This is a genomic window from Steroidobacter sp. (assembly GCF_036406195.1).
Lineage (GTDB): Bacteria > Pseudomonadota > Gammaproteobacteria > Steroidobacterales > Steroidobacteraceae > Steroidobacter.
In genome coordinates, this window is the sequence record NZ_DASWVW010000048.1 from 26,715 (window position 1) to 50,462 (window position 23,748).

The window sequence follows — 23,748 nt, forward strand, 5'->3', positions numbered from 1 at the left end:
GGAACTGGCGAGAAGAGAATGGAGCCGCAATGCCCCTTAACTCATGAAGACGTGCGGACGACCTTGAGATCCGGCGCCGCGCGTGACACTGGCTCTGCCCCGTCGGCATAGCTGTCCAACAGTTCCTCCATGCGTTGGAACACGTCGGCCAGCACTTCCGGCCGTGGCAGGTTGGTGATGCGGAAGTGCGTCTTGTAGGGCGTGTTGAAGCTGGTGCCTGGCGCGAGCAGCACGTGCTTGTGTTCCAGCAGATCCATGGCGAAGCGCTCATCGTCGAAGTTCGGCAGCACGCCCTCCTTCACGCCGATGAACGCATAGATGGCACCGCGCGGCGCATGCACCTGCAGGTACTTGCTCTTGGCGACGCCGTCGAGAATGGCCTGGCGCGATTCATACAAACGGCCGCCCGGACGCGTCAGCTCCAGGATGCTCTGATAGCCGCCGAGCGCGGTCTGCACCGCCCATTGACCCGGCACGTTGCTGCACAAACGCAGCGACGACAGCTTGTCGAGCGCGTTCAGGTATTCACGCGCCGACTCGAGATCGCCCGAGAATGACACCCAGCCGACGCGATAGCCGCAGGCCCGATACACCTTCGACAGGCCGGACATGGTGGCGCACAGCGTGTTGTGCACGAGCGTCGCCATCGGCACGTACTTGGCGTCGTCATAGACGATCTGGTCGTAGATCTCATCTGAGAACACCACCAGATGATGACGCTCGGCGATGCGTGCAATGGCCTCGAGCGTGGCGCGCGAGTAGACGGCGCCGGTCGGATTGTTTGGATTGATCACGACGATGGCGCGCGTGCGGCTGGTGATCAACGCCTCGATGTCTTGCGGATCGGGCTCGAAGCCATTCTCTTCGAGACACGGATAGTGCACGGCGCGGCCGCGATTCAAATTCACCGCCGCCGTCCACAACGGATAGGTCGGCATGGGCACCAGCACTTCATCGTCGGTCGACAGCAACGCGCGCAGCACCAGGTCGATGAGCTCGCTGAGGCCGTTGCCCATGAACACTTCGTCGGCGCTCACGCCGCGCACGCCCCGGCTCTGCTGCTGCATCACCACCGCTTCACGGGCCGGGAAGATGCCCTTCTGATGGCAGTAGGCTTCGCTGGACTTGAGGTTCTCGATCATCGCCAGGCGCATGGTCTCGGGCGTGCGAAACCCGAATACGCCAGGGTTGCCGATGTTCAGCGGGATGATGTCGTAGCCCCGGCGCTCCATTTCGTGGGCGCGCCGTGCCAGGTCGCCGCGAATTTCATATTTCACGTTGGCGAGGCCGGCACTGGGACGAATGGTACGCATGGGAGTATGGGCTGACTGACTTTCCGGCCCAAAGATAACAGAATCCATGCGCCCAAAGTGCGCACAGAGTCATGAGAAAGCGAGGATTACAGGGCTTCAGTGCTCGCTCAGCAGCGAGCCGAATCCCTCGATCTTGTCCTCGATGCCGGTGCTGCGCAGGGCATGCCAGTAGCTGCAGGTGTTCACGGCCAGCACCGGCTTGCCCAGCCAGCGCTCGGCTTCGGCGGCCACTGCCGTAAACGCCAGGTTGGTGCCCACCTGCAGGATCAGCTCGACGCTGCTGTCGTCCACCTCGCGCACTGCGCGGCGCAGGCGCTCGGGCGGCTCGTGCGCCATCAACAGCGGGCTGTTGGACTTCAGGCCCAGCAGGTTCACCACCTCGAAGCCGTTGTCGGTGAATGAACGGCGCACCTGCGCATCGCCCGAGGGCATGTACGGCGTGATCAGGCTGATCCGGCGGATGCCGCCGTAGCGCTGGATGGCCGCCTGGCAGGCCTGTACCCCGAGGATCACCTTGACGCCGGCGCGGGCTTCCAGATGCGCCTGCAGCGCATTGACGTCCAGGACGCCTTCCCAGAACGTCTCGGCCGACATGCCGACAATCACCGCGGCCGGTGCACAAGCCATGACGGTATCGACCGCGCCTTCGATGGAGCTGCGTACCTGCCCCATCATGGCCGCGAACTCGCTCTCGGTGCCGACCGGCGAATCCGGGATGACAACGCGCGCCATCTGGTTGGTGACGCCGCGCGGGCGCATGGCGTCGTATTCCGGCTGCACGATGGTGTTGGTCGCGGGCGCGATCACACCGAACTTCAGGCGCGGAGCGAGAGCATCGGGCATGTTGGGTGGTCGTTGGGCTGGGACTGGAGGCGAAGTTTACCGGGTCACCACCCCTGGCGAGTCGTGACCGCATTCCACTTCTCGCGACGAGTCTGGCAAGACACGATCCGGATGTCGGACAAAAAGCCCTTTTTCCTCACCGACAGCGCCCTTTGCCCACGTGCTTCAATTGACTAGCGGGGTGGGTTCAAGTAGCGTGCCCGGCCGCTGCCGCGGCCTGCAGTGGCAAATTAAGCGATCAATTAATCGGAGCCGACGTTGAGCAAGATTCTGGTGGGACTGAAGCGCGTGGTGGACTACAACGTCCGCGTACGCGTCAAACCCGACGGCACGGGCATCGTGACCGACGGCGTCAAAATGAGCATCAACCCCTTCGATGAGATCGCGCTGGAAGAGGCGCTGCGCATCAAGGAAAAAGGCGGCGCCAGCGAAATCGTGGTCGTCAGCATCGGCCCGGCCGATACCCAGCAGCAGCTGCGCACGGGCCTCGCCATGGGTGCCGATCGCGCCATCCTCGTGCAGGCCGACACTGCGGTCGAGCCGCTGGCCGCCGCGAAGATCTTTCTCAAGCTCATCGAGAAGGAAAATCCGCAGATCGTGTTGCTCGGCAAGCAAGGCATCGACGACGACAACAACCAGACCGGCCAGATGCTGGCCGCGTTGTGGGATCGTCCGCAGGCCACGTTCGCCTCCAAGGTCGAGCTGGAAGGCGGCAAGGCCAAGGTGACGCGCGAAGTCGACGCCGGCCTGGAGACCATCGAAGTCGATCTGCCGGCGGTGCTCACCACCGACCTGCGCCTGAACGAGCCGCGCTACGTGAAGTTGCCGGACATCATGAAGGCCAAGAAGAAGCCGCTCGACACCATCGCGCTCGCCTCGCTGGGCGTGGACACGGCGCCGCAGTTCAAGACCACCAAGTACGAGCCGCCCGCGGCGCGTTCCAAGGGTGTGATGGTGAAGGATGTTGGCGAGCTGGTCGCCGCGTTGAAGCAGAAAGGGCTCGTTTGATGACCGCCAAGATTTTGATCGTCGCCGAACATGCCGGCGGCAAGCTCAATCCCTCCACTGCCAAGTGCGTGGCCTGCGCCAGCACCATCGAAGGCGCGCAGATCGACATCGCTGTGTTCGCGACCGACGGTTCCGCCGTCGCTGCCGAAGCCGCGAAGATTCAGGGCGTCAAGACCGTATTGAAGGTCGACAACGCCGCGAATGCCGAGCCGCTGGCTGCCGTGCTCGCACCGCAGGTCGCCGCGGTCGCTGCGAACTACACGCACGTGTTTGGTCCTTCGACCACGTTCGGCAAGGACTTGATGCCGCGCGTTGCCGCCCTGCTCGGTGTCGGTCAGCTCAGCGACATCATGGCGGCCGAAGGCGCTTATAAATTCCGTCGCCCCGTGTACGCGGGCAACGCCATCATCACCGTCGAGGCTCCGCAGGATAAGAAGCTCGTCGCCACTGTGCGTACCGCGTCGTTCCAGGCTGCGCCTGAAGGTGGCAGTGCCGCCGTCGAGGCCGCGAATGTTGCTGCTTCGCTGCCCTCTCACACTCGCTTCGTCTCGCGCTCCGCCGCTGCGACCGGTCGCCCGGATCTGCAGACCGCACCGCGCGTGGTTTCCGGCGGTCGTGCGCTAGGCAGCGCGGACAACTTCAAGATCATCTTCAGCCTCGCCGATAAGCTCGGCGCCGCTGTCGGCGCATCGCGCGCCGCGGTGGACGCGGGTTATGCCGCCAATGATCTCCAGGTCGGCCAGACCGGCAAGATCATCGCGCCGGAGTTGTACGTTGCGGTCGGTATCTCGGGCGCGATCCAGCACCTGACCGGCATCAAGGACGCACGCACCATCGTCGCAATCAACAAGGACGCCGAGGCGCCGATCTTCGAAGTGGCGGATATCGGCTTGGTCGGCGACCTGTTCACGGTCGTGCCGGAACTGGAAAAAGCGCTCGGCTGAGCCCGTTTACTGCTGTAGAGCAAAGGCCGCTGCGTCTCATAACGCAGCGGCTTTTTTATTCTTTGTTTCTCGCGCTTCACGCGAAGAGCGCGACTGGTCGAATCAATCATGGGACGCCGCGGCGGCTGATGCGACCGACTGGTTGGGAGGAATAGCACCGGCGATCAGTGCGGCTGGCGGCGGAAAAGGCGGTGCCGCGCGGAGCGCGCCCAGCAAACTCGGCCGCGTGAAGTCGACTACGCGGCACGCCATGGAAGAGCCGCGGCGGACGCCCTTGCTGCGGCCGAAGGCGCAAACAAAATGGCCGCGCGAAGCGCGGCCAAATAGAAAAATCTCTTAGACCGCGCCCAATGGGCGAGGCCCTCTCAAAGCTGCGTCAGCACATGCTCCGCACTGGAGACCTTGAACTCTCCCTTCTGCTCGACATTCACCTGCTTCACCACCCCATCATCAACGACCAGCGAAAACCGCTGCCCTCTCACCCCCATGCCGAAGCCGGTGGCATCCATCTCCAACCCGAGCGCTTTGGTGTACTCCGCATTGCCGTCCGCCAGCATCTCCACCTTGCCATCGGTGTTGTGCGACTTGCCCCAGGCGCTCATCACGAACGCGTCGTTGACCGCCATGCAGGCAATCACATCGACGCCTTTGGCTTTGATGTCGGCCGCTTTCTCCACGAAGCCGGGCAGATGCTTGGCGTCGCAAGTGGGAGTGAACGCACCGGGGACCGAGAACAGCACGACCTTGCGGCCTTTGAAAAAGTCCTCGGCATTCACCTTCTGCGGCCCATCCTTGGTGACATGCGTTAACGTGCCCGCGGGCATTTTGTCGCCGACTTTGATCATGACGATCCCCTTGCTGATTGCGTGAACGGAACCGTCATTCTAGTCATCCAGCAGCACCGGGGGTACAGGAAGGTCAGCCCCACGGCGAAATGGCGAGTCGGCAAAAGGCAGCGCCCTTTACCGACTCGCACGAGCCGCGTTGCGATCGAGTCAGGCGGCCAGCGATCCGCGGGCGCCGAGAATGTGGGACCGCATGAGCGCCGCGCTCCAATCGCCATCGCGCGCTTCCAGCGCACGCACGATTTCGAGGTGATGCGACGCGCTGCGGATCAGGTCCTCGTCCTGATACGTCGTGAAAGTTCGCAGCATCATCGGCGCCTCGATCAACGATGCCAGCGCCGTCACCAGCCTCGGGCTGCCCGCGAACTGGTGAATGCGCCGGTGAAACTGGCTGTTGAGAATACCGACGCGCTCGAGATAGCCCTCGGGCTTCGCCAGGGTTTCGTGATACTGATCCTCCGCGAGTTGCCGCAGTTCGGCGATGCCTTCAGGGTTGATGCGACGTGCCGCACGAGCCGCGCCATACGCTTCCAGCGTGGCTCGTAATTCGTACACGTCTTCGCGATCTTCAGGGGTCCACTCGGTGACGATCGCTCCCTGGTGAGGAATGAACTCCAGCAGTCCCTCTGCGTGGAGTTTTCGCAACGCTTCCCGGACCGGGGTGCGGCTGACTCCCGCGACGGCCGCCACTTCCAATTCGGTGATGCGAGAGGAAGCTGGATACACGCCGCGCACGATGCGTTCACGTACGGTGTGATACGCCTTGTCCACTGCCTTGGTCATGATGCTCCTTCATGAAAGTGATGGAGGCCTCGGCATCCGCCGTTGGATGTAATCGGTTACTTCGGAGGCCTCGTATGACGCGAGTGTATACGCGCCCCGGTACGTCAAACAGCAGAATGAGCACCCCGGCGGAGTAAATTTCTGGCAGGACTAACTTAAGTCAGGAGACGGAGATAACCCCGGACAGGTGTGTTCCGAGGTTTGTTCTCTTTGGGCAGGAATATACGTATCAGGCTGATGCGGCTACAGTTCCGACTGGGAATCCGCCCGCCTTCGATACCATGCTGGGCACCGGCTTGCCGCGCTGGTCTTGCAGCCACCTTGCGGTCTCGATGAGCTTGGTCAGATCGATGCCGGTCTCGTATCCCGAGCGGGACAACATGTACACAAGATCCTCCGTGCCCACATTGCCGGTCGCGTTGGGCGCGAAGGGACAACCACCGACGCCGCCGACGCTCGAGTCCAGCGTGTTCACGCCGGCAAGGATGGCAGCGTAGGCATTCGCCACCGCTGTATTCCGAGTATTGTGAAAATGACAACGCACCGGCACGTCGCCGACGGCGGCGCGCACCTGTTCGACCAGCGCCGTGACCTGACTCGGAACCGCAACACCGATGGTGTCGGCAAGCGCAATTTCGAGCGGCTTCGCGGCGGCCAGACGCCTGGCGATCTCGACCACGCGAGATGCCGGCACTTCGCCTTCGAACGGACAGCCGAACGCCACCGAGATGGTAATCTGCGCTCGCACGCCCGCTTCCCGAGCCAGCGGCGCGATCTCCTCGAAGTTCAGAATGTTCTGCTCGATGTTCGCCCCTTGATTGCGTTCACCGAAGCTGTTGGTGGCGGTAGCCACGAGGCCAACCTCGGTGCAGCCAGCGGCCAGGGCACGCTCGAATCCCTTGCGATTCAGCACCAGGCCAACGTATTGCACGCCAGGCACCTTGGGCAGCCCCGCCATCACCGCTTCGGCATCGGCCATCTGCGGCACGCGCTTGGGATTCACGAAGCTGGCCACTTCGATGCGTCGCAGACCGGCCGCGACCAGGCGCTGAATCAGCTCCAGTTTCGCGGCGGTCGGCAGAATCTCGGGCTCGCTCTGCAAGCCGTCGCGCGGCCCCACCTCGACAATTTCAATCGCTCGACCCATGGCTGATATCTGGCGTTGATTCCTGCAGGTTGATCTCTGGTACTCAGTGATTCTCGCAGGCATCAGCGTCGGTGATCGCACCCAACGAGGCGCTGCTGACCGAGCGAGCATACTTTGCGAGCACACCGCGACGAGTGTACGGCTCCGGCGCCTGCCACTGCGCACGCCGCTTCGCCAACTCTTCATCGCTCAGCGCGACCTGGATTTCGCGAGACTGCGCGTCGATGGTGATCGAATCGCCATCGCGGATCAGCCCGATCGGGCCGCCGACCGCCGCTTCCGGCGCGATGTGGCCCACGACGAACCCGCGGCTGCCGCCCGAGAAACGACCATCGGTGATCAACGCCACCTTGTCCGCCAGACCAGCGCCGGCGATGGCACTGGTCGGGCTCAACATCTCACGCATACCCGGTCCACCTTTGGGGCCTTCGTAGCGAATAACAACCACGTCGCCTGCCTGAACCTTGCCATCGAGAATGGCCTGGACCGACGCCTCTTCCCCATCGAACACGCGCGCGCGCCCGGTGAACGACAAGCCTTCCTTGCCAGTGATCTTGGCGACCGCGCCCTCCGGCGCCAGATTTCCATAGAGCACGACCAGGTGGCTGTCCGGCTTGATCGGGTTGTTGAAGGCGTAAATGATGTCCTGATTCTTCGGGTACGGCTTCACGCTCTTGAGGTTCTGCGCCAGTGTCTTGCCGGTGACCGTCAAGCAGTCTCCGTGCAGCAGCCCTTCCTTCAGCAGCATCTTCATGAGCGGCTGAATGCCGCCGATACGCACCAGCTCGGACATCATGTACTTGCCGCTCGGGCGCAGGTCGGCGAGCACCGGCACGTTCTTGCCGATGCGAGTGAAATCGTCCAGCTCCAGCGGAATGTTTGCCGAGTGCGCGATCGCCAACAGATGCAGCACCGCGTTGGTCGAGCCGCCGAGCGCGATGACCGTGGTGATCGCGTTCTCGAAGGCTTCGCGCGTCATGATCATCGAGGGCGTGATGCCCTGCTTGGTCAGCTTCACCACCGCCTTGCCGGCGTTCTGACAGTCCAGCATCTTTTGTTTCGAGACGGCGTCCTGCGCGGAGCTGTTGGGCAAGCTCATGCCCATCGCCTCGATCGCGGAGGCCATGGTATTCGCCGTGTACATGCCGGCGCAGCTGCCCGGTCCCGGAATGGCCTTGCGCTCGATCTCGTCCATTTGTTTCTTGGAGATCTTGCCGGCGGTGAAGGCGCCGCGGGCCTCGAACACGGAAATCACATCGAGATGTCCCGGTCCCGGACGAATGGTGCCGCCGTAGACGAACACCGCCGGGCGATTCAAGCGCGCCAGCGCCATCATGCAACCGGGCATGTTCTTGTCGCAGCCGCCGATCGCGACCACGCCGTCGAAGCCTTGCGCGCCCGAGACTGTCTCGATCGAGTCCGCGATCACTTCGCGAGACACCAGCGAGTAACGCATGCCCGGCGCGCCGTTCGAAATGCCGTCGGACACGGTGATCGTGCCGAACGTCGTGCTCTTGCCGCCGGAGGAATCGACTCCGGCCGCGGCGGCCTTGGCCAGCTTGTCGATGTGCATATTGCACGGCGTGAGATTGCTCCAGGTGGACGCAATGCCGATCGCCGGCTTCTTGAAATCCGCGTCCTTGTAGCCCACTGCCCTCAGCATGGCGCGGCTGGGCGCCTGCTTCAGGCCATCGACGACTTCACTGGAATAGCGACGGAAATTGACGGCTGGCTTGCCGGTTGACTTGGGAGCTTGCTTTTTCGTGGCCATGGATGATGCGAATCGATGAGCAGTAGCAGCGGCCGATATTGTAGTGGCCGCCGCCGACTGCGAGGCAAGTTATTACATTGGAACTAGATGTTGCTGCCGGATCTCATGCGAGAGCCTTTGTTCGAGTGCAGGCCGGCGATTCGCATGGCCAGTTCCAGCGCCTGTTCGTAATTCAGGCGCGGATCGACCTGCGATCGATAGGCACGCGCGAGGTCTGCATCCGTCAGACCGCGAGCGCCGCCCGTGCATTCGGTGACATCCTCTCCCGTGAGCTCGAAGTGCACCCCGCCGAGCCACGAGCCCAACTCGCGATGGATGCGGAACGCGGACTCCAGCTCGCTGAGGATGTTTTCGAAGCGTCGCGTCTTCAGGCCGGACGTTGCCGTCTCGGTGTTGCCGTGCATGGGATCGCAAACCCACAGCACCGGGCTGCCGGTGGCGCGTACTGCCTGGATCAAGGGCGGCAGATGCTTGTCGATGTCCTTCGCGCCCATGCGATGGATCAGCACGATCCGGCCGGGCTCGTTGTTCGGATTGAGCTTGGCCAGCAAGCCCTGCACCCATTCCGCGCTCATCGACGGACCGACCTTGATGCCCAACGGATTGGAGATGCCGCGGAAGAATTCGACGTGCGCACCGTCGAGCGCCGCCGTGCGCATGCCGATCCAGGGCATGTGCGTCGACAAGTTGTACCAGCGCTGCGAACGAGGGATGAAGCGCGTCTGCGCCTGCTCGAGCAGCAAATGCAGCGCTTCGTGACTGGTGTAGAAGCGAGCGCTGGTGGCCTCGTGGATGGGCCGGCCCGCGGTCGACTCGAAGAAGTCCAGCGACTCGGAGATCGACTGCACGATCTTTTCGTAGGCGTCCTTCGAGGGCGAATGACGCATGAAATCCAGATCCCAATATTCGGGGTGATGCAGGTCGGCGAAGCCGCCATCGATCAGCGAGCGGACGAAATTCAGCGTCAGGGCCGCACGTTCGTAGCCTCGCAGCAGCAGTTGCGGGTCGGGCACACGGTCCGCGGCCGTGAACCCGGGGCGGTTGACGTTGGCGCCGCGATAGCTCGGCAGGGTCACGCCATCGCGCGTTTCGGTGTCAGCCGAGCGCGGCTTTGCATACTGACCGGCCATGCGGCCGACGCGGATCACCGGCTTCTTCAAGCCATAGACCAGCACCAGGCCCATCTGCAGCAGGATCTTCAGCTTCTTGGCGATCTTGTCCGACTCGCAATCCTCGAGGGTCTCGGCACAGTCGCCGCCCTGGAGCAGGAAACGCTCACCGCGCTGCGCGGCCGCGATCTGGTCCTTCAGCGCTTCGATTTCCCAGGAAACCACCAGCGGCGGCAGCCGTGACAGCTCGGCGATCACTTGTTCGAGAGCCGCCTGGTCGGGATAGGTGGCCTGCTGCTGGGCCTGCTTGGACTGCCAGCTGGTGGGGTGCCATTGCACGAGGTCGAGATTACGGGTCATAGCGGTGCGGGAGACTAGCACTCGGTCGCCGCCAAGCATACGGACGCGGGCGGAAAATTGCATACAAGTCGCGGCTGCCGAGCCGTTGTTGCACCATTGCGGCCTGCTCATGCGTTCGTGCAGTCGGGGAGCGAGGGGCGAGCATGGCCAAAGTTCTGATTCTGGGGGCCGGCAAGATCGGCGCGCTGATTTCCGGGTTGCTGGCCGAGTCCGGGGTCTTACGAAGTGCATCTCGCAGACGTGCACGCAACTCAAGCCGGCGGTGGCAAGGAAGTGTCAGCGTACCTCGTGGTAAGTGGACAGACGGGCACCAGAGGAAGTGAGCCCCCAACCCAGGCGATCGCTCGGATATCCTCGCGCTCCCTGAGTCAGCCAAGCGGAGAGTTTAGTGTCACGTACTGAGTTCGCGATCGTCGGCGCCGGTGCGCTCGGGTCCATTCTGGCCGCGCATCTGGTTCGTAGCGGTCGTTCGGTTGTGTTGCTCGCGCGGGGAGCACGTGCAAAGCAAGTTCAAGAGCAAGGCTTGCGCATCAAGGGACTCAGCGAGATCTCCACGCCGGTCGACGTGCTGACCGATCCCGCGCAACTGCGCGAGGCAGGCACGCTGATCATCGCCACGAAAACCCCGGGGTCCGAGCAGACCATGGACTCGCTGCGTCACGTGAGCGTGGCTCGCGCGCTATCGATCCAGAACGGTGTGATGAAGGACGAGCTGTTATCGCAAACCTTTGGCCGCGAGCGCACCCTGGGCGCGCTGGCCGATACGAGCGGCGAGCTGCTCGCCTCCGGCGATGTCCTGTTCACTCGCAACGTGAACTTGTTCGTCGGCGAGTTGGACGGCGCGATGACTGATGCCGCTCGCGGCATCGTCAAGGCCATCGATGACGCGGGCATTCGCGCCACGCTGGTGACCGACATCGTTTCTCGCGAATGGAGCAAGTTCGTGTGCTGGGTCGGCTTCGTGAGCCTATCGCTCACCACGCGGGCCAAGACCGGGCTGTTTGTCTCGGACCCCGATTCGGCGCTGTTGATGGTGCGTCTCACGCGCGAGGCGGCTTCGATCGCCAACGCGCTCGGTATTCCGCTGACCGAGGATCGAGCGCTGTTGCCGATAAAAACCGTGCTGGGCGCGAGCGAGGCAGACGCCGTTGAAGCCGTGCGCAAGGTGGGCGCGGAATACCAATCGAACGTGCCTGAACATCGCATGTCGTCGCTGCAGGATCTGCTCGGCGGGCGCGCTCTGGAGATCCACGAGACCTTGGGGTACGCCGTCCGCAAGGCCAGAGAGTTGAATTTGTCGCTGCCCCTGCTGAGCAACTTCTACGCGCTGGTCAGCGCGATCGATCGCACACGCGGTCGCTGAGCAGGTGTCAGCGTGCGAGGCTGAGAGCGAACAAGGCGGCCGCCAGCAAACAAGCGACCGTGCGCACGTGGTTCCAGCGTGTCCACGGTCCACGATAGGCTCGCCATTGGCTTTCCAGGTCTGCGGCAGACGCCCTCACCTTCTGTAGCTTCTCGTTGAGCGGCACGTTGCACACCATGGTGACCCCGATCGAGCCGGCCAGATACAGCAACGCACCCGCCACTACCAGCGGCTCATCGAGCTGACCGATCAGCAACACCACGCACAGCAGCGCCGTGCCGAAGAAAGCCAGGAAGAACCCGGGATTCAGGATCACCCGATTGATGCTGTTCATCGCCGCCACCGCGTCAGCGGCAGGCAGTGCGTCGAACGCACGCATGCACGTATTGGAAAAGATGAAGAACGAGCCGCCGATCAGCCCGGTGCCCACGGAAGCAATGACGGTCAGTGCGGTCCAGAGATGATCTCTCATGACTCCCCCATTGCCAGATCACGCTGGGTCGATGTGCCGCAAGTTACTGCAATCCGGGAATCGACACCACGCCGAGCCGGCAAGCAATGTTTGCTACTGCGCTCAGGCCGCGCGTTGCACTTCCACGCGGGCGCGCTCGATCTGATCGGCGATGCGCTTGTCGGACACCGGCAACGCGGCCTTCAGGTCCTGCGCAAACAATGACACGCGAAACTCCTCGATCATCCATTGCAGGCGGTCGAGCTCGGGATGCGTTTCGCCACGGGGCGCGAGAGCAAGCAAGCGTTGATAGACCTGAGTCGCGGGTGACACTTGTTTCAGCAACTCGGCGTCGCGCTTCTGGTTGCCCGGCGCCTTGTCCAGGCGACGGGTCAGTGCACGAAAGTAGCGAGGCAAGTGAGGCCACAAGGCAGTCGGCACGCTGGCAGGAAAATCTCCGGGCACCAGCATTTGCAATTGCGCATTCACGTCCGTGCGCAGCGCCTGGAACGTGGGTCCTTCGAGCGCGGCAAGTTTCAGGCGCGCGTTGCGTAGCTCCCGAAGAGCTGACGTCGTGTGCTCGATGACCTTGTCCGTCACCTCGCCGAAACGTGCGCGATGCCGGTCGAGCAAGGCATCGAACTGCGCTGTCGAACGCGGCAGCTGCGAGTCTTCGCCGAGGAAACATTCGACAAAACATTTTTCCGCCAGCGCCTCAGCGATGGGGCGCGAGTTGTTCAGTCCTTGAGCCAACAGCATCAACTCGGTGCGCTCAGAGCAGCGCTTGCGGGCGTATTTGAATTGCTCCGGCAGCGCCAATATCGCCAGTCTCAAAACGCCGGCGCGCAGCATGCCTTCTGCGTCAACCAGGGTTGCCGCCTCGGTGACTTCCACGCCTTCGCCCTTGTCGCGCAAAGTTGGATACACCGAGAAGCGCAGGCCCCGGCGCTGCACGGACTCTTCGATCGCGAGGTCACCGAAATTCCAGCGTCGATGAATCGTGCCTTTCTCGGCTGGCCTCGGCCCGCCGCCCTTCGCCTGGCTCTGAGCCTCACGTTCGCGAACAGTCCGCTTCAACGCAATGAGATCTCGGCCTTCCGCCAGTGTCTTGCCATCGAGGTCCGCCACCCGGAAGTTCACGCGCAGATGATCCGGCAGCGGCAGGGCCGCGACCTCCTCTGCCGTCACAGGCGTACCGCCGACACGCGTAATCCACTCCGCAACCGCGGCGTTGAACTCTTTGGACTCGTCGATCTCGGCCGCAGCGCGTGCAGCGTGCTCGGGCACGGGAACGAATGCTTTTCGAATCTGCTTGGGCAGACTGCGGAGCATTTGCGTGATGGTTTCCACTCGCCAGCCGGGGATTGGCCGCGAGAAATCGCCAGCAACCGCGTTGATCAGCAGCGGCTTCGGCAGCACCACCGTTACCCCATCGCTCGCGGCACCCGGCTCGAAGCGATACTCGAGGGGTAGCTCATTGCCAGTAACGGCCAGTACCGGCGGAAATTCCTGCGGCGTGATCTCTGAGGCGTCGCGACGCGTGATATCCGCCATCGTCATGTGCAACTGCTGAGCATGGCCCGGTGTCTTGAGCCATTTCTCCAACGCCGAAACCGAGTTCACGTGCGGCGGCAACCGGGACAGATAAAAGTCACACAACGCCTGTTCGTCCGCGAGGATGTCTCGACGGCGAACCTTCGCTTCCATCACCTCGACTTGTCGTCGCAGGCGACGGTTGTGTTTCAGGAACTCGGCCTTGAGCCGCGAACGCTCTTCCACCAGCGCTTCGCGAACGAAAATTTCCTGGGCCTCGCGCGGCGACACATTGCCGAGATTGATCCGCCGGCGCGACGACAACGTGAGTCCATATAGCGCCACCGACTCGAATGCCGCCACGAAACCGCGATCCTCCACCCAGTGCGGCTCGCTATAGCTGCGTTTGATGAGATGCGCACCTGCGGACTCGATCCATTGTGGCTCCACGGCTGCAACGGTGCGAGCATATAGCCGTGTCGTTTCCATCAAGTTCGCGGCGACCACCCACTTCGGCGGCTTGCTCGCAAGTGGCGTGCCTGGAGCGATCACGAAGCGCGAGCCGCGAGCGCCGTCGTATTCACGTTTCTCATCCAGTGCACCGATGTTGCCGAGGAAGCCCGTGAGAATGGCCTGATGCAGATTGGCGTAGTCAGCCGGCGTGGTGTTGGGCTTGAGACCGAGCTCTTTCACCGTTTCGCTCAGCTGCCGATGCAACTCCTGCCATTCCCTGGCGCGCATGAACGCAATGAAGTTCTCCCGGCACCACTTGCGAAGCTGGTTGCCGGACAACTCCGCGACCTGTGTCGTATAGGCATTCCACAAGTTCAGGATCGCGATGAAGTCAGAGCGTGGATCGGCGAACGCAGCGTGCTTCTGGTCCGCCTGCGCTTGAGCATCTGACGGCCGCTCCCGCGGATCCTGCGCGGACAGAAACGCGGCGATGACGAGCATTTCAGCGAGACAGCCGTGATGACTCGCCGCGAGCAACATCCGACCCAGGCGCGGATCGACGGGCAAGGACGAGAGCTGACGGCCCACACTCGTGACTCGCCGGTTGTCGTCGACAGCCTTCAGTTCCTGCAGCAGCCGATAGCCGTCGTTGATCAAACGCGTGTCGGGAGGATCGACGAACGGAAATTCTTCCGGCTCGCCCAGCTCCAAGGCGGCCATTTGCAGAATGACACTGGCGAGATTGGTGCGCAGGACTTCGGGCGGCGTGAATGCCGGCCGCAGGTTGAAATCATCCTCCGCGTACAGGCGAATGCAGATGCCCGGAGCTTCGCGGCCTGAGCGACCTTTGCGTTGGTCGGCGCTGGCTTGCGAGATCGGCTCGATAGGCAAACGCTGCACCTTGCCACGCACGCTATACCGGCTGATGCGCGCCAGTCCGGAGTCGACGACGTGTCGAACGCCCGGCACTGTCAGCGACGTCTCGGCAACGTTGGTCGCGAGCACCACGCGACGCGAGCCATGCTTCTCGAAGATCTTTTCCTGATCGCGCGTCGACAGTCGAGCATACAGCGGCAGCACTTCGGTGTTGCGCAGCTTGGCTTTCGACAACGCGTCCGCCGCGTCGCGAATCTGTTTCTCGCCTGGCAGGAACACCAGCACGTCACCGCGATCCTCGCGTTCCAGTTCTTGCACGGCGGCGACGATGCCCTCGTCCAGGGACAACTCATAGTCGTCTTCATCCGTGCCGGTCAGCGGGCGATAGCGAACCTCGACCGGATAGCTGCGCCCGGAGACTTCGATGATGGGCGCGCCGCCGAAGAACTCGGCGAATCGCTGCGGATCGATGGTGGCCGACGTAATCACTACGCGCAGCTCGGGCCGCTGCGGCAGCAAGCGCTTGAGCACGCCGAGCAGGAAGTCGATGTTGAGACTGCGCTCGTGCGCTTCATCGATGATCAGCGTGTCGTATCGTCGCAGCAGCCGATCATTCTCCAACTCGCGCAACAGGATGCCGTCGGTCATGAGTTTGACGCGGCAGTCCGGACCCGTGCGGTCGTTGAAGCGCACCTGATAGCCGACCGCACCGCCAACCGTCGTCCGCAATTCTTCAGCGAGTCGATTGGCGATGGCGCGGGCGGCGATGCGCCGTGGCTGAGTGTGGCCAATCATGCCGAATGTGCCGCGGCCCGCTTCCATGCAGATCTTGGGCAACTGCGTGGTCTTACCCGAGCCGGTGGCGCCGCAAACGACCGCCACCTGGTTTGTTTGTAACGCCTTTGCAATCTCATCCCGATGCGCACTGATCGGCAGCGCGGGGTCATAGTCGAGTCGCAACGGCAGAGACTTCAGGCGTTCGACATGGGCCACCGAGGCCGCGATCGCCTGGCTGAGTTTCTCGACGGCAGCATCTGCCTGAGCAGGCGGCGTGCGGCGCGCGAACAGCCGATCCAGCTCTCGTGACAGACGCGGCCTGTCGGCGAATCGCGTGTGCGGCAGCTGGTCGCGCAGCGCCATCAGCGTTGTTGTGTAGGAGGAGGTAGTCATTGGGCAGCCGGTTTGTATGCGATCGCGCCGGCTCGTTTCAAGTGGCAGCGGTTGGCGGTTAGCGGTTAGTGGTTAGCCGGAAGAGGCCCTCTACACCGCCACAAACCGCTAACCGCCAACCGCTGGGTCAGACGGGCGCGATCTTCAGCTCGATGCGCGCGCCGCCCAGCGCCGACTTGTCGATATCGATACTGCCGCCGTTGAGCTCCACCAACTCGCGCACCACCGATAGGCCGATGCCCTGCCCCGCCACGCGCTCATCCAGGCGCGCGCCGCGTTCCAACACCCTGGATCGGGAAGCCAGCGGAATGCCCGGTCCATCGTCCTCGATCACCAGCCGCAGCCCATCGCGCCGCGCGGCGGGGCTGACAATGCGATCGGCGGTGATGCGAACCTTGGTGCGGGCCCATTTGAATGCGTTGTCCAACAGGTTGCCCGCGATCTCGGTGAGATCTTCGCGATCGCCGGTGAAGGTGCAGCCCTCGGCGACGGTCAGCTCGCACGTGAGCCCGCGCTCCACATAGACCTTGAGCAGTGCGCCCCGGAGTCCTTCGAGCGCTTCGCGAACATCGGTCGGCGCTGTTCCCAGCCCCGTGCCGCCGGACGCGGCCGCGCGGCGTAGTTGATACTTGACGATGTCGTCCATGCGCCCGACCTGCTCGTCGAGTTGCTTCGCGACGCTCAACTCTCGCACCTGTTGAGTGGTGAGCAGATTGCGCATGACGGCCAACGGCGTTTTGAAACTATGCGCGAGATTGCCGAGCGTATTTCGATAGCGCGCCAATCGCTCGCGCTCGCTTCGAAGCAGTGCATTCAAATTGGTGGTGATGCCGAGGAGCTCGCGCGGATAACCGCCACCCAACTCGGTGAGATCCCCCGCTTCGATGGCTTCGATCTCCTGCTCTACCCGCCGCAGCGGCGACAACAATCGTCGCAGCGTGTAGGCGAAGCTGCCCAGCAACAGCACCATCAGCACGCCGAACCAGCCGAACAACCTGCCTCGCAGGCGGCTCAATTGCGCGTAATAGGGATCCAGGCTCTCAGCGACGCTATACACGAACGGCCGCAGCACGCCATTGCGGAACTGCCATTCGATGCCGACGCTGAGCGACAGCACGCTCGAGCCATCGGCTCGCTGCAGCTCGCCGAAGCGTCGTTCTCCGGTACGGACTCGCGGAAATTCGATGCCCGTGCCCATCAGGGACTTCGAGCGCCAGGTCGGCACGCCGTCGGCATCCACGATCTCGCCGTACAGCCCGGAGCCCGGGTTGCTGAACCTGGGCTCGGCCAGGCCATCGGGGCGCAGCCCGCCGTCGTCCTCCTCGGACGCCGACAGCAGCGCGAGTACCTGGACCTCCAGCCGATCCTGCACGGCACGCCGGCTCACGTCCTGGAACACCAGATCCAGGGCGAGGATGGTGACCCCAAAGAACAGGATCAGCAGGATGCTGAGCGAGACGAGCAGTCGTGTGCTTAGGGAACGCGGCTGCATCGTCCTCGCTACAGAGTGTCCTCAGGCTGCAGCCGTATCCCGCTGGAGTGCGAAGCGATAGCCCCGGCCGCGCAGCGTCTCGATCGGCTTGATGGTCTCGTCCGGATCGAGCTTGCGGCGCAGACGACCGATGAACACCTCGATGGTGTTGCTGTCGCGGTCGAAATCCTGGGCGTACAGGCGCTCGGTGAGCTCGCTCTTGGAGATCACTTCGCCGGCGCGATGGATCAGGTGGTCGAGGATGCGGTACTCGAAGCTGGTCAGGTCGACCTTGCGGCCGTTGACCGTGACTTCCTGGGTCCGCGGATCCAGCGACACCGGTCCACAGCGCAGCACCGGTTGTGCCCAGCCGCCCGAGCGCCGCAGTAGCGCCTGCACGCGCGCCAGCAACTCCTCGAAGTGAAACGGCTTGGCGACATAGTCGTCGGCGCCGGCCTGCAAGCCCTCGACCTTGTCCTGCCAGCGGTCTCGCGCCGTCAGGATCAGGATGGGAAAGCTCTTGCCTTCGGCGCGGAGGGTTTTGATCACCTCCAGTCCGGGCACCTTGGGCAAGCCGAGATCGACGATCCCCAGGTCCAGGGCATATTCCCGCCCGCAGTAGAGTCCTTCCTCGCCATCGGCGGCGGCATCGACCGTGAAGCCGTGCTGCTGCAGCTGTTCGACGATGGATTCACGCAGGGTTTGTTCGTCTTCAACAATTAGGACGCGCATGGATCAGTTCATTGCTCCCGATTCTGCGTCCACGCTCACGTTTCGTACCTTGCCGTCGGCGCTGAGCAGGCGGATACGATGTTCCAGCCTGTCGCCATTGCGGACGGTTTCGGCTCTGACCGCCTTCGCGCGATAGCGCCGTTGCACCATCTCCACGGCCTGGTCGAGCGAAATGCCCGAGGGCTGGATACGGTACTCCCGACGCTGCCTGCGATCGATCAGGTCCTGGGCATTGGCACTGGGAACCGCCGCGATCAGCGGCAGCAGAACCAAGACCAGGTGCCAGAAAGTGCGCATGGGGGCTAAGTGTACGCACGGCGCGACGCTTCTTCACGCCCCGCCGCACAACCATTCAAGAAACTCCCGTCGAAGATGCAGATCGTTTGACCGGTCTCCATCTCATTCGGCCACGGCGACGGCCACCCTGACCCGAATGCGGTCACCGGGGTCGTACGGCAGTCGGGTCGTGTATTCGCGACCGTTGTACTCGTAGCTCACCCGGTACCCGTCAACACGCTCTTCGTACCGTTTCTCATATCGGGTTTCGCAACGCTGAACTATTTCTTCCCGCACCGTGGCGGAACGGCGGGCGGCGGCGTCGTAGCCCACCGCGGCACCGGTCAGGGCACCGGCCACGGTGGCCGCGTCCCGGCCCCGGCCGCTGCCGAACTGATGACCCACCACGCCGCCGATGAGGGCTCCCACCAGGGTGCGGCCACCCACGTCCGGGTCGGAAATGTGCGGGCGGGATTCGACATATCGCACGTCGTCATAGCAGTGGCGGGCCGGGGTCTCGACGCTCACCTGGCGAACGATGGGGACCACGCGGGTCACGGGGGCATAGTCGTATTCAGAGGAGACACTGCGCTCGTGGGAGCGCTCGTACCGGGAATGAGGCGGTGTGGCCAAAGCGACGCCAGCCAGCAGGACACCCGCGACAGCCATCGAAACCCGAGCGGCACTCATTCTTGATCTCCTCAGAACCCGGCGCTTGGCCGAGCGTGGGGGTCAAGTTAGGACCGAGGCCATGAATGAACCCTGAACCCAAGTCAGTCAACTTGTTACCGATTGTGTGCTCCGGGCAACAGCCGGAAGGGCCGGCCCGCGAGGCTCAGCGATCGCCTCGTTCCTGGCGCTTGCCTTCGTCCCAGAGCTGGTCCATCTCGGCGAGAGTGGCCTGCCTGGGAGTCTTGCCCCGAGCGGCAAGGCCGCGTTCCACGTAACGAAAGCGCCGCTCGAAACTGGCATTGGTGCGCTTGAGCGCCAGCTCGGGGTCGATCTTCAGGTAGCGGCATACATTGACGACGCAGAACAGCACGTCGCCGAGCTCGGCGGTCAGCCGTTCGTGCTGGCGGCTGTGAGCCTGCTTCGACTGTTCGTCGTTCGCGTGCTGTTGATTGGCGACCGCATCGGCTTGCAGACAGGCATGTGCGCGCACTTCCGCTTTGAACTCGGCGATCTCCTCGTCGAGCTTCTCGATGGCGCCGTGCACGTCGGACCACTCGAACCCGACCTGGGCCGCACGCTTGCCCAACTTGTTGGCACGCGTGAGCGCCGGCAATGCCAGCGGCACATCGTCCAGGACACTCGCCTGTTCCGCGCCGGCATTCTTCTGTGCGCGTTCCTGACGTTTCTGTTCTTCCCAAGCAACCGTTTGCGCCTCCGCGTCGGCGATGGAAGCGTTGCCGAACACGTGCGGATGCCGACGCTCCATCTTGTCGCAGATCGCGTTCACTACGTCGTCGAAATTGAAAGCGCCCTGCTCCCGCGCCATCTGCGAATGAAACACGACCTGAAACAGCAGGTCGCCCAGCTCGTCGCGCAGCGCCGGCAGATCGTCGCGTTCGATGGCGTCGGCGACTTCATAGGATTCTTCGACCGTGTACGGCGCGATGGTCTTGAAGCTCTGTTGCAGGTCCCATGGACAGCCGCGCTGCGGATCGCGCAGGCGCGCCATGATGTCGAGCAGACGATCAATGCTGGCCATGGTGATTACTCGGCGTGGTTACTCAGCTCGTAACAAACGATACAGGCTCATCAGCATGCCGGCGGTTGCGCCCCAGATGTTGTGACCTTCATAAGGAAGGTCATAGACCTGCACACTGATCGGTCCGAGCTGGCGCTCGCGCGCACGGTGATTCGCCGGATCGAGAATGAACGACAGCGGCACCTCGAACGCGGCATCCACTTCCCGGCGATCGAGTTTCAGCTCGAAGCCCGGTTGCACGAACGATACGACCGGCGTCACCCAATAGCCGGACAACACCAGCTGCGGCTCGAGATACCCGGCGAAGGTGATGTGCTCGCGCGTGAGTCCGATCTCCTCCTGCGTTTCCCGCAAGGCGGCTTCCACCGGATTCAGATCGGTCGGCTCGATGCGGCCGCCCGGAAAGCTGACCTGCCCGGCATGATTCTTCAAATGAGAAGCGCGCTGCGTCAGCAATACCGTCAGGCCGGAATCATGATCGACGATGGGCACCAGCACGGCCGCGGCAGTCGGCGAGGCCGGAAAATAAGAGCGAATCGAGTCGATGTCCCGCGCCGCGAAGCCCGCCGGTACGGCAGTCTTCGGGTCGGCTGCGGCGCGCGAGTCCTTCAGCCGTTCTTCGATGAGCCGGCGCAGGGCGATACGATCCTTGGCTATCAACCGCCGCCACCTTCCGCCTTGCCGCCCGGCTTGGTGAGCTCGCGGGGATCGAGGAGCTTGTCCAGTTGCTCGGCGGGCAGCTGTGTGCGCTCGGCGGCGACGTCCTTGATTGGCCGGCCGGTGGCATAGGCTTCTTTTGCGATCTTCGCGCCCGCCTCGTAACCGATGACGGGATTCAGTGCGGTGACCAGAATGGGATTGCGGTTCAACGCTTGGTCGATGCGCTGCTGGTTGACGGTGAATCCCGCGAGCGCCGAGTCGGCCAGTGCCCGCGCCCCATTGGCCAACAGCTCGATATTCTGCAACAGGTTGTAAGCGATCACCGGCAGCATCACGTTGAGCTGGAAGTTGCCGGACTGTCCGGCGAGGGCGATGGTGGCATCGTTGCCCATCACCTGCGCCGCGACCATGGTCACGGCTTCGGGAATCACCGGATTCACCTTGCCGGGCATGATGCTGCTGCCCGGCTGCAACGCCGGCAATGCGATCTCGCCCAGGCCCGCCAGCGGTCCGCTGTTCATCCAGCGCAGATCGTTGCTGATCTTCATCAGCGACACGGCCAGGGTGCGCAGCTGGCCGGATAGCTCCACCGCTGCATCCTGTGACGACATTGCTTCGAAGTAGTTGCTGCTAGGCAGTAACTCCAACCCGCTCTTGACCGAGAGGTGACGCGATGCCAGTGCCGCGAAACGCGGATGTGCATTCACTCCAGTACCGACCGCCGTGCCACCGAGCGCGATTGCCTGCAGGCGGGCGCGAGATTCGATGATGCGAGCGCTGCCGTGATCGATCTGTTGGCGCCAGCCACTCATTTCCTGGCCGAGCGTCAGCGGCATCGCGTCCATCAAATGGGTGCGGCCGGTCTTCACCACGTCGCCGACTTCGCCGATGCGCCGACCGATGACTTCCGAAAGATGAGCGAGCGCCGGCAACAGCTGTTGCTGCAGGCCCAGCAGCGCGCTCAGGTGGATGGCCGTGGGAATCACGTCGTTGGAGCTCTGGCTCATGTTGACGTGATCGTTGGGATGCACGGGGATGCCGGCGTACTGCGAGGCCAGTCGCGCGATGACCTCGTTGGCATTCATGTTGCTGCTGGTGCCGGAGCCGGTCTGGAACACATCCACCGGGAAGTGCCGGCCGTGGCGCCCCTCGCTGACTTCGAGCGCGGCCTTCTGGATGGCGCCGGCGCGCTTGGCATCGAGCCCGCCCAGCTCCTGATTGGCCATGGCCGCCGCCCATTTGACCAGGCCCAGCGCACGAATGAAGTCGCGCGGCATGCGCAGGCCGCTGATGGGAAAGTTTTCAACCGCGCGCTGTGTCTGCGCGCCCCACAGCGCATCGCCCGGGACTTTCAGCTCCCCCAAGCTATCTCGCTCGATGCGCAAGTCGTCTGCCACAACCACCTCTTCGGACTGGCCGCAAGTACACCGGTAAGCGCAAAAAATAGCCTGCCGGTATACGTGCGGTATCATTCTACGATGAACACCAGTCCCTTGAACGCCCCACTGAATGCTATCTCTCCCATCGACGGCCGCTATGCCGATAAAGCGGCCGAGCTGCGGCCGCTTTTCAGCGAACGCGGCCTGATCCGCCAGCGCGTGCGCGTCGAAGCGCTATGGCTCAAGGCCCTGGCCGCCGAGCCGGGCATCGACGAGCTGCGCGGCCTGCCCGCTCCGGCGCTCACGGTGCTGGATGCACTGGCCGCCGAGCTGACCGATGCCGAGGCCGCCGAGGTCAAGAAGCTGGAGCGCGAAACCAATCATGACGTAAAGGCGGTCGAGTACTTCGTCAAGTCCCGCCTGGACGCCGTGCCGGCCTGGCGCACGCGTCGGGAGTTCGTGCACTTCGCCTGCACGTCGGAAGATATCAACAATCTGAGCTATGCATTGATGCTGCGGGAGGCGCGGGATCAGGTGCTGCTGCCTCGAATCGACGCGTTGATTTCGCGCCTGCGAACGCTGGCTCATCTGCATGCGGCGACACCGATGATGTCCCGCACGCACGGTCAGCCCGCCACGCCCACCACGCTGGGCAAGGAAGTCGCGAATTTCACTTACCGCCTGCGCGAACAACGCACGCGCCTGGCTGCCGTCACCATCAGCGGCAAGATCAACGGCGCGGTGGGCAACTTCAACGCGCACGTCGTTGCGTATCCGCAGGTCGACTGGCCGAAGCTCGGTCAACGCTTCGTCGAATCGCTCGGCCTGGCGTGGAATCCGTACACCACGCAGATCGAACCGCACGACTGGATGGCGGAATATTTCGACGCGGTGGCGCGGTTGAACACCGTGCTCGTGGCTCTGTGCCGCGATATGTGGGGATACATTTCGCTCGGGTATTTCCGGCAGCGCGTGGTGGCGGGCGAAACCGGTTCCTCGACCATGCCGCACAAGGTGAATCCCATCGACTTCGAGAACGCCGAAGGCAATCTGACGTTATCCAATTCACTGCTGCGCTATCTGTCCGACAAGCTGCCAGTGTCGCGCTGGCAACGCGATCTCACGGATTCGACCGTGCTGCGCAATGTCGGCGTCGCTGTGAGTCATGCGTTGATTGCATGGCGCTCCATCGAGCGCGGGCTGGAGCGAGTCGACGTCGATGCCAATCGCCTGGCCGAAGATCTGGACGCGAACTGGGAGCTGCTGGCCGAGCCCATCCAGACGGTGATGCGCCGCTACGGCGTCGAGAATGCGTATGAGCAGCTCAAGTCGCTGACGCGGGGGCAGCGGGTCGATGCCGCTTCGCTGCGGCAGTTCATTTCGGGTCTGGCGCTGCCCGAGTCTGCCAAGCAGGCGCTGCTGGAACTCTCACCCGCGCGTTACGTTGGCTATGCAGAGCAGTTCGCAAGGAATGTCTAGGAAGCGCCGGCCCCGGGGCCGGCAAGAAATCAACAACCTGCTTTATCATCATTCGCCAATATCTTGAAAAA

Annotated in this window: 20 protein-coding genes; 4 read left to right on the forward strand and 16 right to left on the reverse strand. The window is 63.3% G+C overall.

Annotation, left to right across the window (positions count from 1 at the left end):
* Window positions 1-41: 41 nt before the first annotated feature.
* Complete coding sequence (locus VGE08_RS18875) at window positions 42-1,313, reverse strand: aminotransferase class I/II-fold pyridoxal phosphate-dependent enzyme (RefSeq protein WP_331069462.1); 1,272 nt, start codon at window positions 1,311-1,313, stop codon at window positions 42-44.
* A gap of 96 nt (window positions 1,314-1,409) precedes the next feature.
* Entirely contained in the window at window positions 1,410-2,156 is a 747-nt protein-coding gene (locus VGE08_RS18880; RefSeq protein WP_331069463.1) for a hypothetical protein, read from the reverse strand.
* A 258-nt stretch (window positions 2,157-2,414) separates the two neighbouring features.
* Here VGE08_RS18880 and VGE08_RS18885 point away from each other — a divergent pair, with 258 nt between their 5' ends.
* Together VGE08_RS18885 and VGE08_RS18890 are read left to right on the forward strand one after the other, a co-directional pair.
* Complete coding sequence (locus tag VGE08_RS18885) at window positions 2,415-3,164, forward strand: electron transfer flavoprotein subunit beta/FixA family protein (protein WP_331069464.1); 750 nt, start codon at window positions 2,415-2,417, stop codon at window positions 3,162-3,164.
* Complete coding sequence (locus VGE08_RS18890) at window positions 3,164-4,108, forward strand: electron transfer flavoprotein subunit alpha/FixB family protein (protein ID WP_331069465.1); 945 nt, start codon at window positions 3,164-3,166, stop codon at window positions 4,106-4,108. Before VGE08_RS18885 ends, VGE08_RS18890 begins: the two co-directional genes overlap by 1 nt.
* Before the next feature lie 365 nt (window positions 4,109-4,473).
* On the opposite strand, the gene VGE08_RS18895 is transcribed toward VGE08_RS18890, so the two are convergent.
* The 5 genes from VGE08_RS18895 to VGE08_RS18915 all read right to left on the reverse strand — a co-directional run bounded on the left by VGE08_RS18895 (window position 4,474) and on the right by VGE08_RS18915 (window position 10,123).
* Window positions 4,474-4,953 (reverse strand): peroxiredoxin, encoded by a 480-nt coding sequence (locus VGE08_RS18895; RefSeq protein WP_331069466.1) that lies wholly within the window; start codon window positions 4,951-4,953, stop codon window positions 4,474-4,476.
* 150 nt (window positions 4,954-5,103) lie between these two features.
* Window positions 5,104-5,736 carry a GntR family transcriptional regulator gene (locus VGE08_RS18900; protein WP_331069467.1) on the reverse strand — a complete coding sequence of 211 codons (633 nt, stop codon included), beginning with the start codon at window positions 5,734-5,736 and terminating at the stop codon, window positions 5,104-5,106.
* 229 nt (window positions 5,737-5,965) lie between these two features.
* Entirely contained in the window at window positions 5,966-6,883 is a 918-nt protein-coding gene (locus VGE08_RS18905; RefSeq protein ID WP_331069468.1) for a hydroxymethylglutaryl-CoA lyase, read from the reverse strand.
* Between the two features lie 43 nt (window positions 6,884-6,926).
* Window positions 6,927-8,654 carry a dihydroxy-acid dehydratase gene (gene ilvD, locus VGE08_RS18910; protein WP_331069469.1) on the reverse strand — a complete coding sequence of 576 codons (1,728 nt, stop codon included), beginning with the start codon at window positions 8,652-8,654 and terminating at the stop codon, window positions 6,927-6,929.
* Window positions 8,655-8,737: 83 nt separating this feature from the next.
* On the reverse strand, window positions 8,738-10,123 hold the full coding sequence (locus VGE08_RS18915; protein WP_331069470.1) for a class II 3-deoxy-7-phosphoheptulonate synthase: 1,386 nt from the start codon (window positions 10,121-10,123) through the stop codon (window positions 8,738-8,740).
* 388 nt (window positions 10,124-10,511) lie between these two features.
* Here VGE08_RS18915 and VGE08_RS18920 point away from each other — a divergent pair, with 388 nt between their 5' ends.
* On the forward strand, window positions 10,512-11,486 hold the full coding sequence (locus VGE08_RS18920; protein WP_331069471.1) for a 2-dehydropantoate 2-reductase: 975 nt from the start codon (window positions 10,512-10,514) through the stop codon (window positions 11,484-11,486).
* Window positions 11,487-11,493: 7 nt separating this feature from the next.
* Here VGE08_RS18920 and VGE08_RS18925 read toward each other — a convergent pair whose 3' ends face one another.
* The 9 genes from VGE08_RS18925 to VGE08_RS18965 all read right to left on the reverse strand — a co-directional run bounded on the left by VGE08_RS18925 (window position 11,494) and on the right by VGE08_RS18965 (window position 22,216).
* Complete coding sequence (locus VGE08_RS18925; RefSeq protein WP_331069472.1) at window positions 11,494-11,958, reverse strand: DUF1772 domain-containing protein; 465 nt, start codon at window positions 11,956-11,958, stop codon at window positions 11,494-11,496.
* 102 nt (window positions 11,959-12,060) lie between these two features.
* Complete coding sequence (gene hrpA / locus VGE08_RS18930; RefSeq protein WP_331069473.1) at window positions 12,061-15,969, reverse strand: ATP-dependent RNA helicase HrpA; 3,909 nt, start codon at window positions 15,967-15,969, stop codon at window positions 12,061-12,063.
* A gap of 127 nt (window positions 15,970-16,096) precedes the next feature.
* Window positions 16,097-17,461: an ATP-binding protein gene (locus VGE08_RS18935; protein ID WP_331069474.1), complete on the reverse strand. Its 1,365-nt coding sequence runs from the start codon at window positions 17,459-17,461 to the stop codon at window positions 16,097-16,099.
* A 21-nt stretch (window positions 17,462-17,482) separates the two neighbouring features.
* Window positions 17,483-18,172, reverse strand: coding sequence for a response regulator transcription factor (locus tag VGE08_RS18940; RefSeq protein WP_331069475.1), 690 nt, complete (start codon window positions 18,170-18,172; stop codon window positions 17,483-17,485).
* Between the two features lie 3 nt (window positions 18,173-18,175).
* Window positions 18,176-18,469 (reverse strand): PepSY domain-containing protein, encoded by a 294-nt coding sequence (locus VGE08_RS18945; RefSeq protein ID WP_331069476.1) that lies wholly within the window; start codon window positions 18,467-18,469, stop codon window positions 18,176-18,178.
* Between the two features lie 102 nt (window positions 18,470-18,571).
* Entirely contained in the window at window positions 18,572-19,138 is a 567-nt protein-coding gene (locus VGE08_RS18950) for a glycine zipper 2TM domain-containing protein (RefSeq protein WP_331069477.1), read from the reverse strand.
* A gap of 145 nt (window positions 19,139-19,283) precedes the next feature.
* The gene (gene mazG, locus VGE08_RS18955; protein WP_331069478.1) at window positions 19,284-20,159 is read right to left on the reverse strand and encodes a nucleoside triphosphate pyrophosphohydrolase; all 876 of its coding nucleotides are present in this window, start codon (window positions 20,157-20,159) and stop codon (window positions 19,284-19,286) included.
* A gap of 18 nt (window positions 20,160-20,177) precedes the next feature.
* The gene (locus VGE08_RS18960; RefSeq protein WP_331069479.1) at window positions 20,178-20,819 is read right to left on the reverse strand and encodes a CoA pyrophosphatase; all 642 of its coding nucleotides are present in this window, start codon (window positions 20,817-20,819) and stop codon (window positions 20,178-20,180) included.
* Window positions 20,816-22,216, reverse strand: coding sequence for a class II fumarate hydratase (locus VGE08_RS18965; RefSeq protein ID WP_331069480.1), 1,401 nt, complete (start codon window positions 22,214-22,216; stop codon window positions 20,816-20,818). The genes VGE08_RS18960 and VGE08_RS18965 overlap by 4 nt, the downstream gene beginning before the upstream one ends.
* Window positions 22,217-22,297: 81 nt before the next feature.
* Here VGE08_RS18965 and purB point away from each other — a divergent pair, with 81 nt between their 5' ends.
* Window positions 22,298-23,677 (forward strand): adenylosuccinate lyase, encoded by a 1,380-nt coding sequence (purB, locus tag VGE08_RS18970; RefSeq protein WP_331069481.1) that lies wholly within the window; start codon window positions 22,298-22,300, stop codon window positions 23,675-23,677.
* Window positions 23,678-23,748 lie beyond the last annotated feature (71 nt).

Excerpts from the sequence above, each read along its gene's own strand:
- VGE08_RS18875 (WP_331069462.1), bottom strand. The coding sequence starts at position 1,313 with ATGCGTACCATTCGTCCCAGTGCCGGCCTCGCCAACGTGAAATATGAA.
- VGE08_RS18880 (WP_331069463.1), bottom strand. The coding sequence starts at position 2,156 with ATGCCCGATGCTCTCGCTCCGCGCCTGAAGTTCGGTGTGATCGCGCCC.
- VGE08_RS18890 (WP_331069465.1), top strand. The coding sequence starts at position 3,164 with ATGACCGCCAAGATTTTGATCGTCGCCGAACATGCCGGCGGCAAGCTC.
- VGE08_RS18895 (WP_331069466.1), bottom strand. The coding sequence starts at position 4,953 with ATGATCAAAGTCGGCGACAAAATGCCCGCGGGCACGTTAACGCATGTC.
- VGE08_RS18900 (WP_331069467.1), bottom strand. The coding sequence starts at position 5,736 with ATGACCAAGGCAGTGGACAAGGCGTATCACACCGTACGTGAACGCATC.
- VGE08_RS18905 (WP_331069468.1), bottom strand. The coding sequence starts at position 6,883 with ATGGGTCGAGCGATTGAAATTGTCGAGGTGGGGCCGCGCGACGGCTTG.
- ilvD (WP_331069469.1), bottom strand. The coding sequence starts at position 8,654 with ATGGCCACGAAAAAGCAAGCTCCCAAGTCAACCGGCAAGCCAGCCGTC.
- VGE08_RS18915 (WP_331069470.1), bottom strand. The coding sequence starts at position 10,123 with ATGACCCGTAATCTCGACCTCGTGCAATGGCACCCCACCAGCTGGCAG.
- VGE08_RS18925 (WP_331069472.1), bottom strand. The coding sequence starts at position 11,958 with ATGAGAGATCATCTCTGGACCGCACTGACCGTCATTGCTTCCGTGGGC.
- hrpA (WP_331069473.1), bottom strand. The coding sequence starts at position 15,969 with ATGACTACCTCCTCCTACACAACAACGCTGATGGCGCTGCGCGACCAG.
- VGE08_RS18935 (WP_331069474.1), bottom strand. The coding sequence starts at position 17,461 with ATGCAGCCGCGTTCCCTAAGCACACGACTGCTCGTCTCGCTCAGCATC.
- VGE08_RS18940 (WP_331069475.1), bottom strand. The coding sequence starts at position 18,172 with ATGCGCGTCCTAATTGTTGAAGACGAACAAACCCTGCGTGAATCCATC.
- VGE08_RS18945 (WP_331069476.1), bottom strand. The coding sequence starts at position 18,469 with ATGCGCACTTTCTGGCACCTGGTCTTGGTTCTGCTGCCGCTGATCGCG.
- VGE08_RS18950 (WP_331069477.1), bottom strand. The coding sequence starts at position 19,138 with ATGAGTGCCGCTCGGGTTTCGATGGCTGTCGCGGGTGTCCTGCTGGCT.
- mazG (WP_331069478.1), bottom strand. The coding sequence starts at position 20,159 with ATGGCCAGCATTGATCGTCTGCTCGACATCATGGCGCGCCTGCGCGAT.
- purB (WP_331069481.1), top strand. The coding sequence starts at position 22,298 with ATGAACACCAGTCCCTTGAACGCCCCACTGAATGCTATCTCTCCCATC.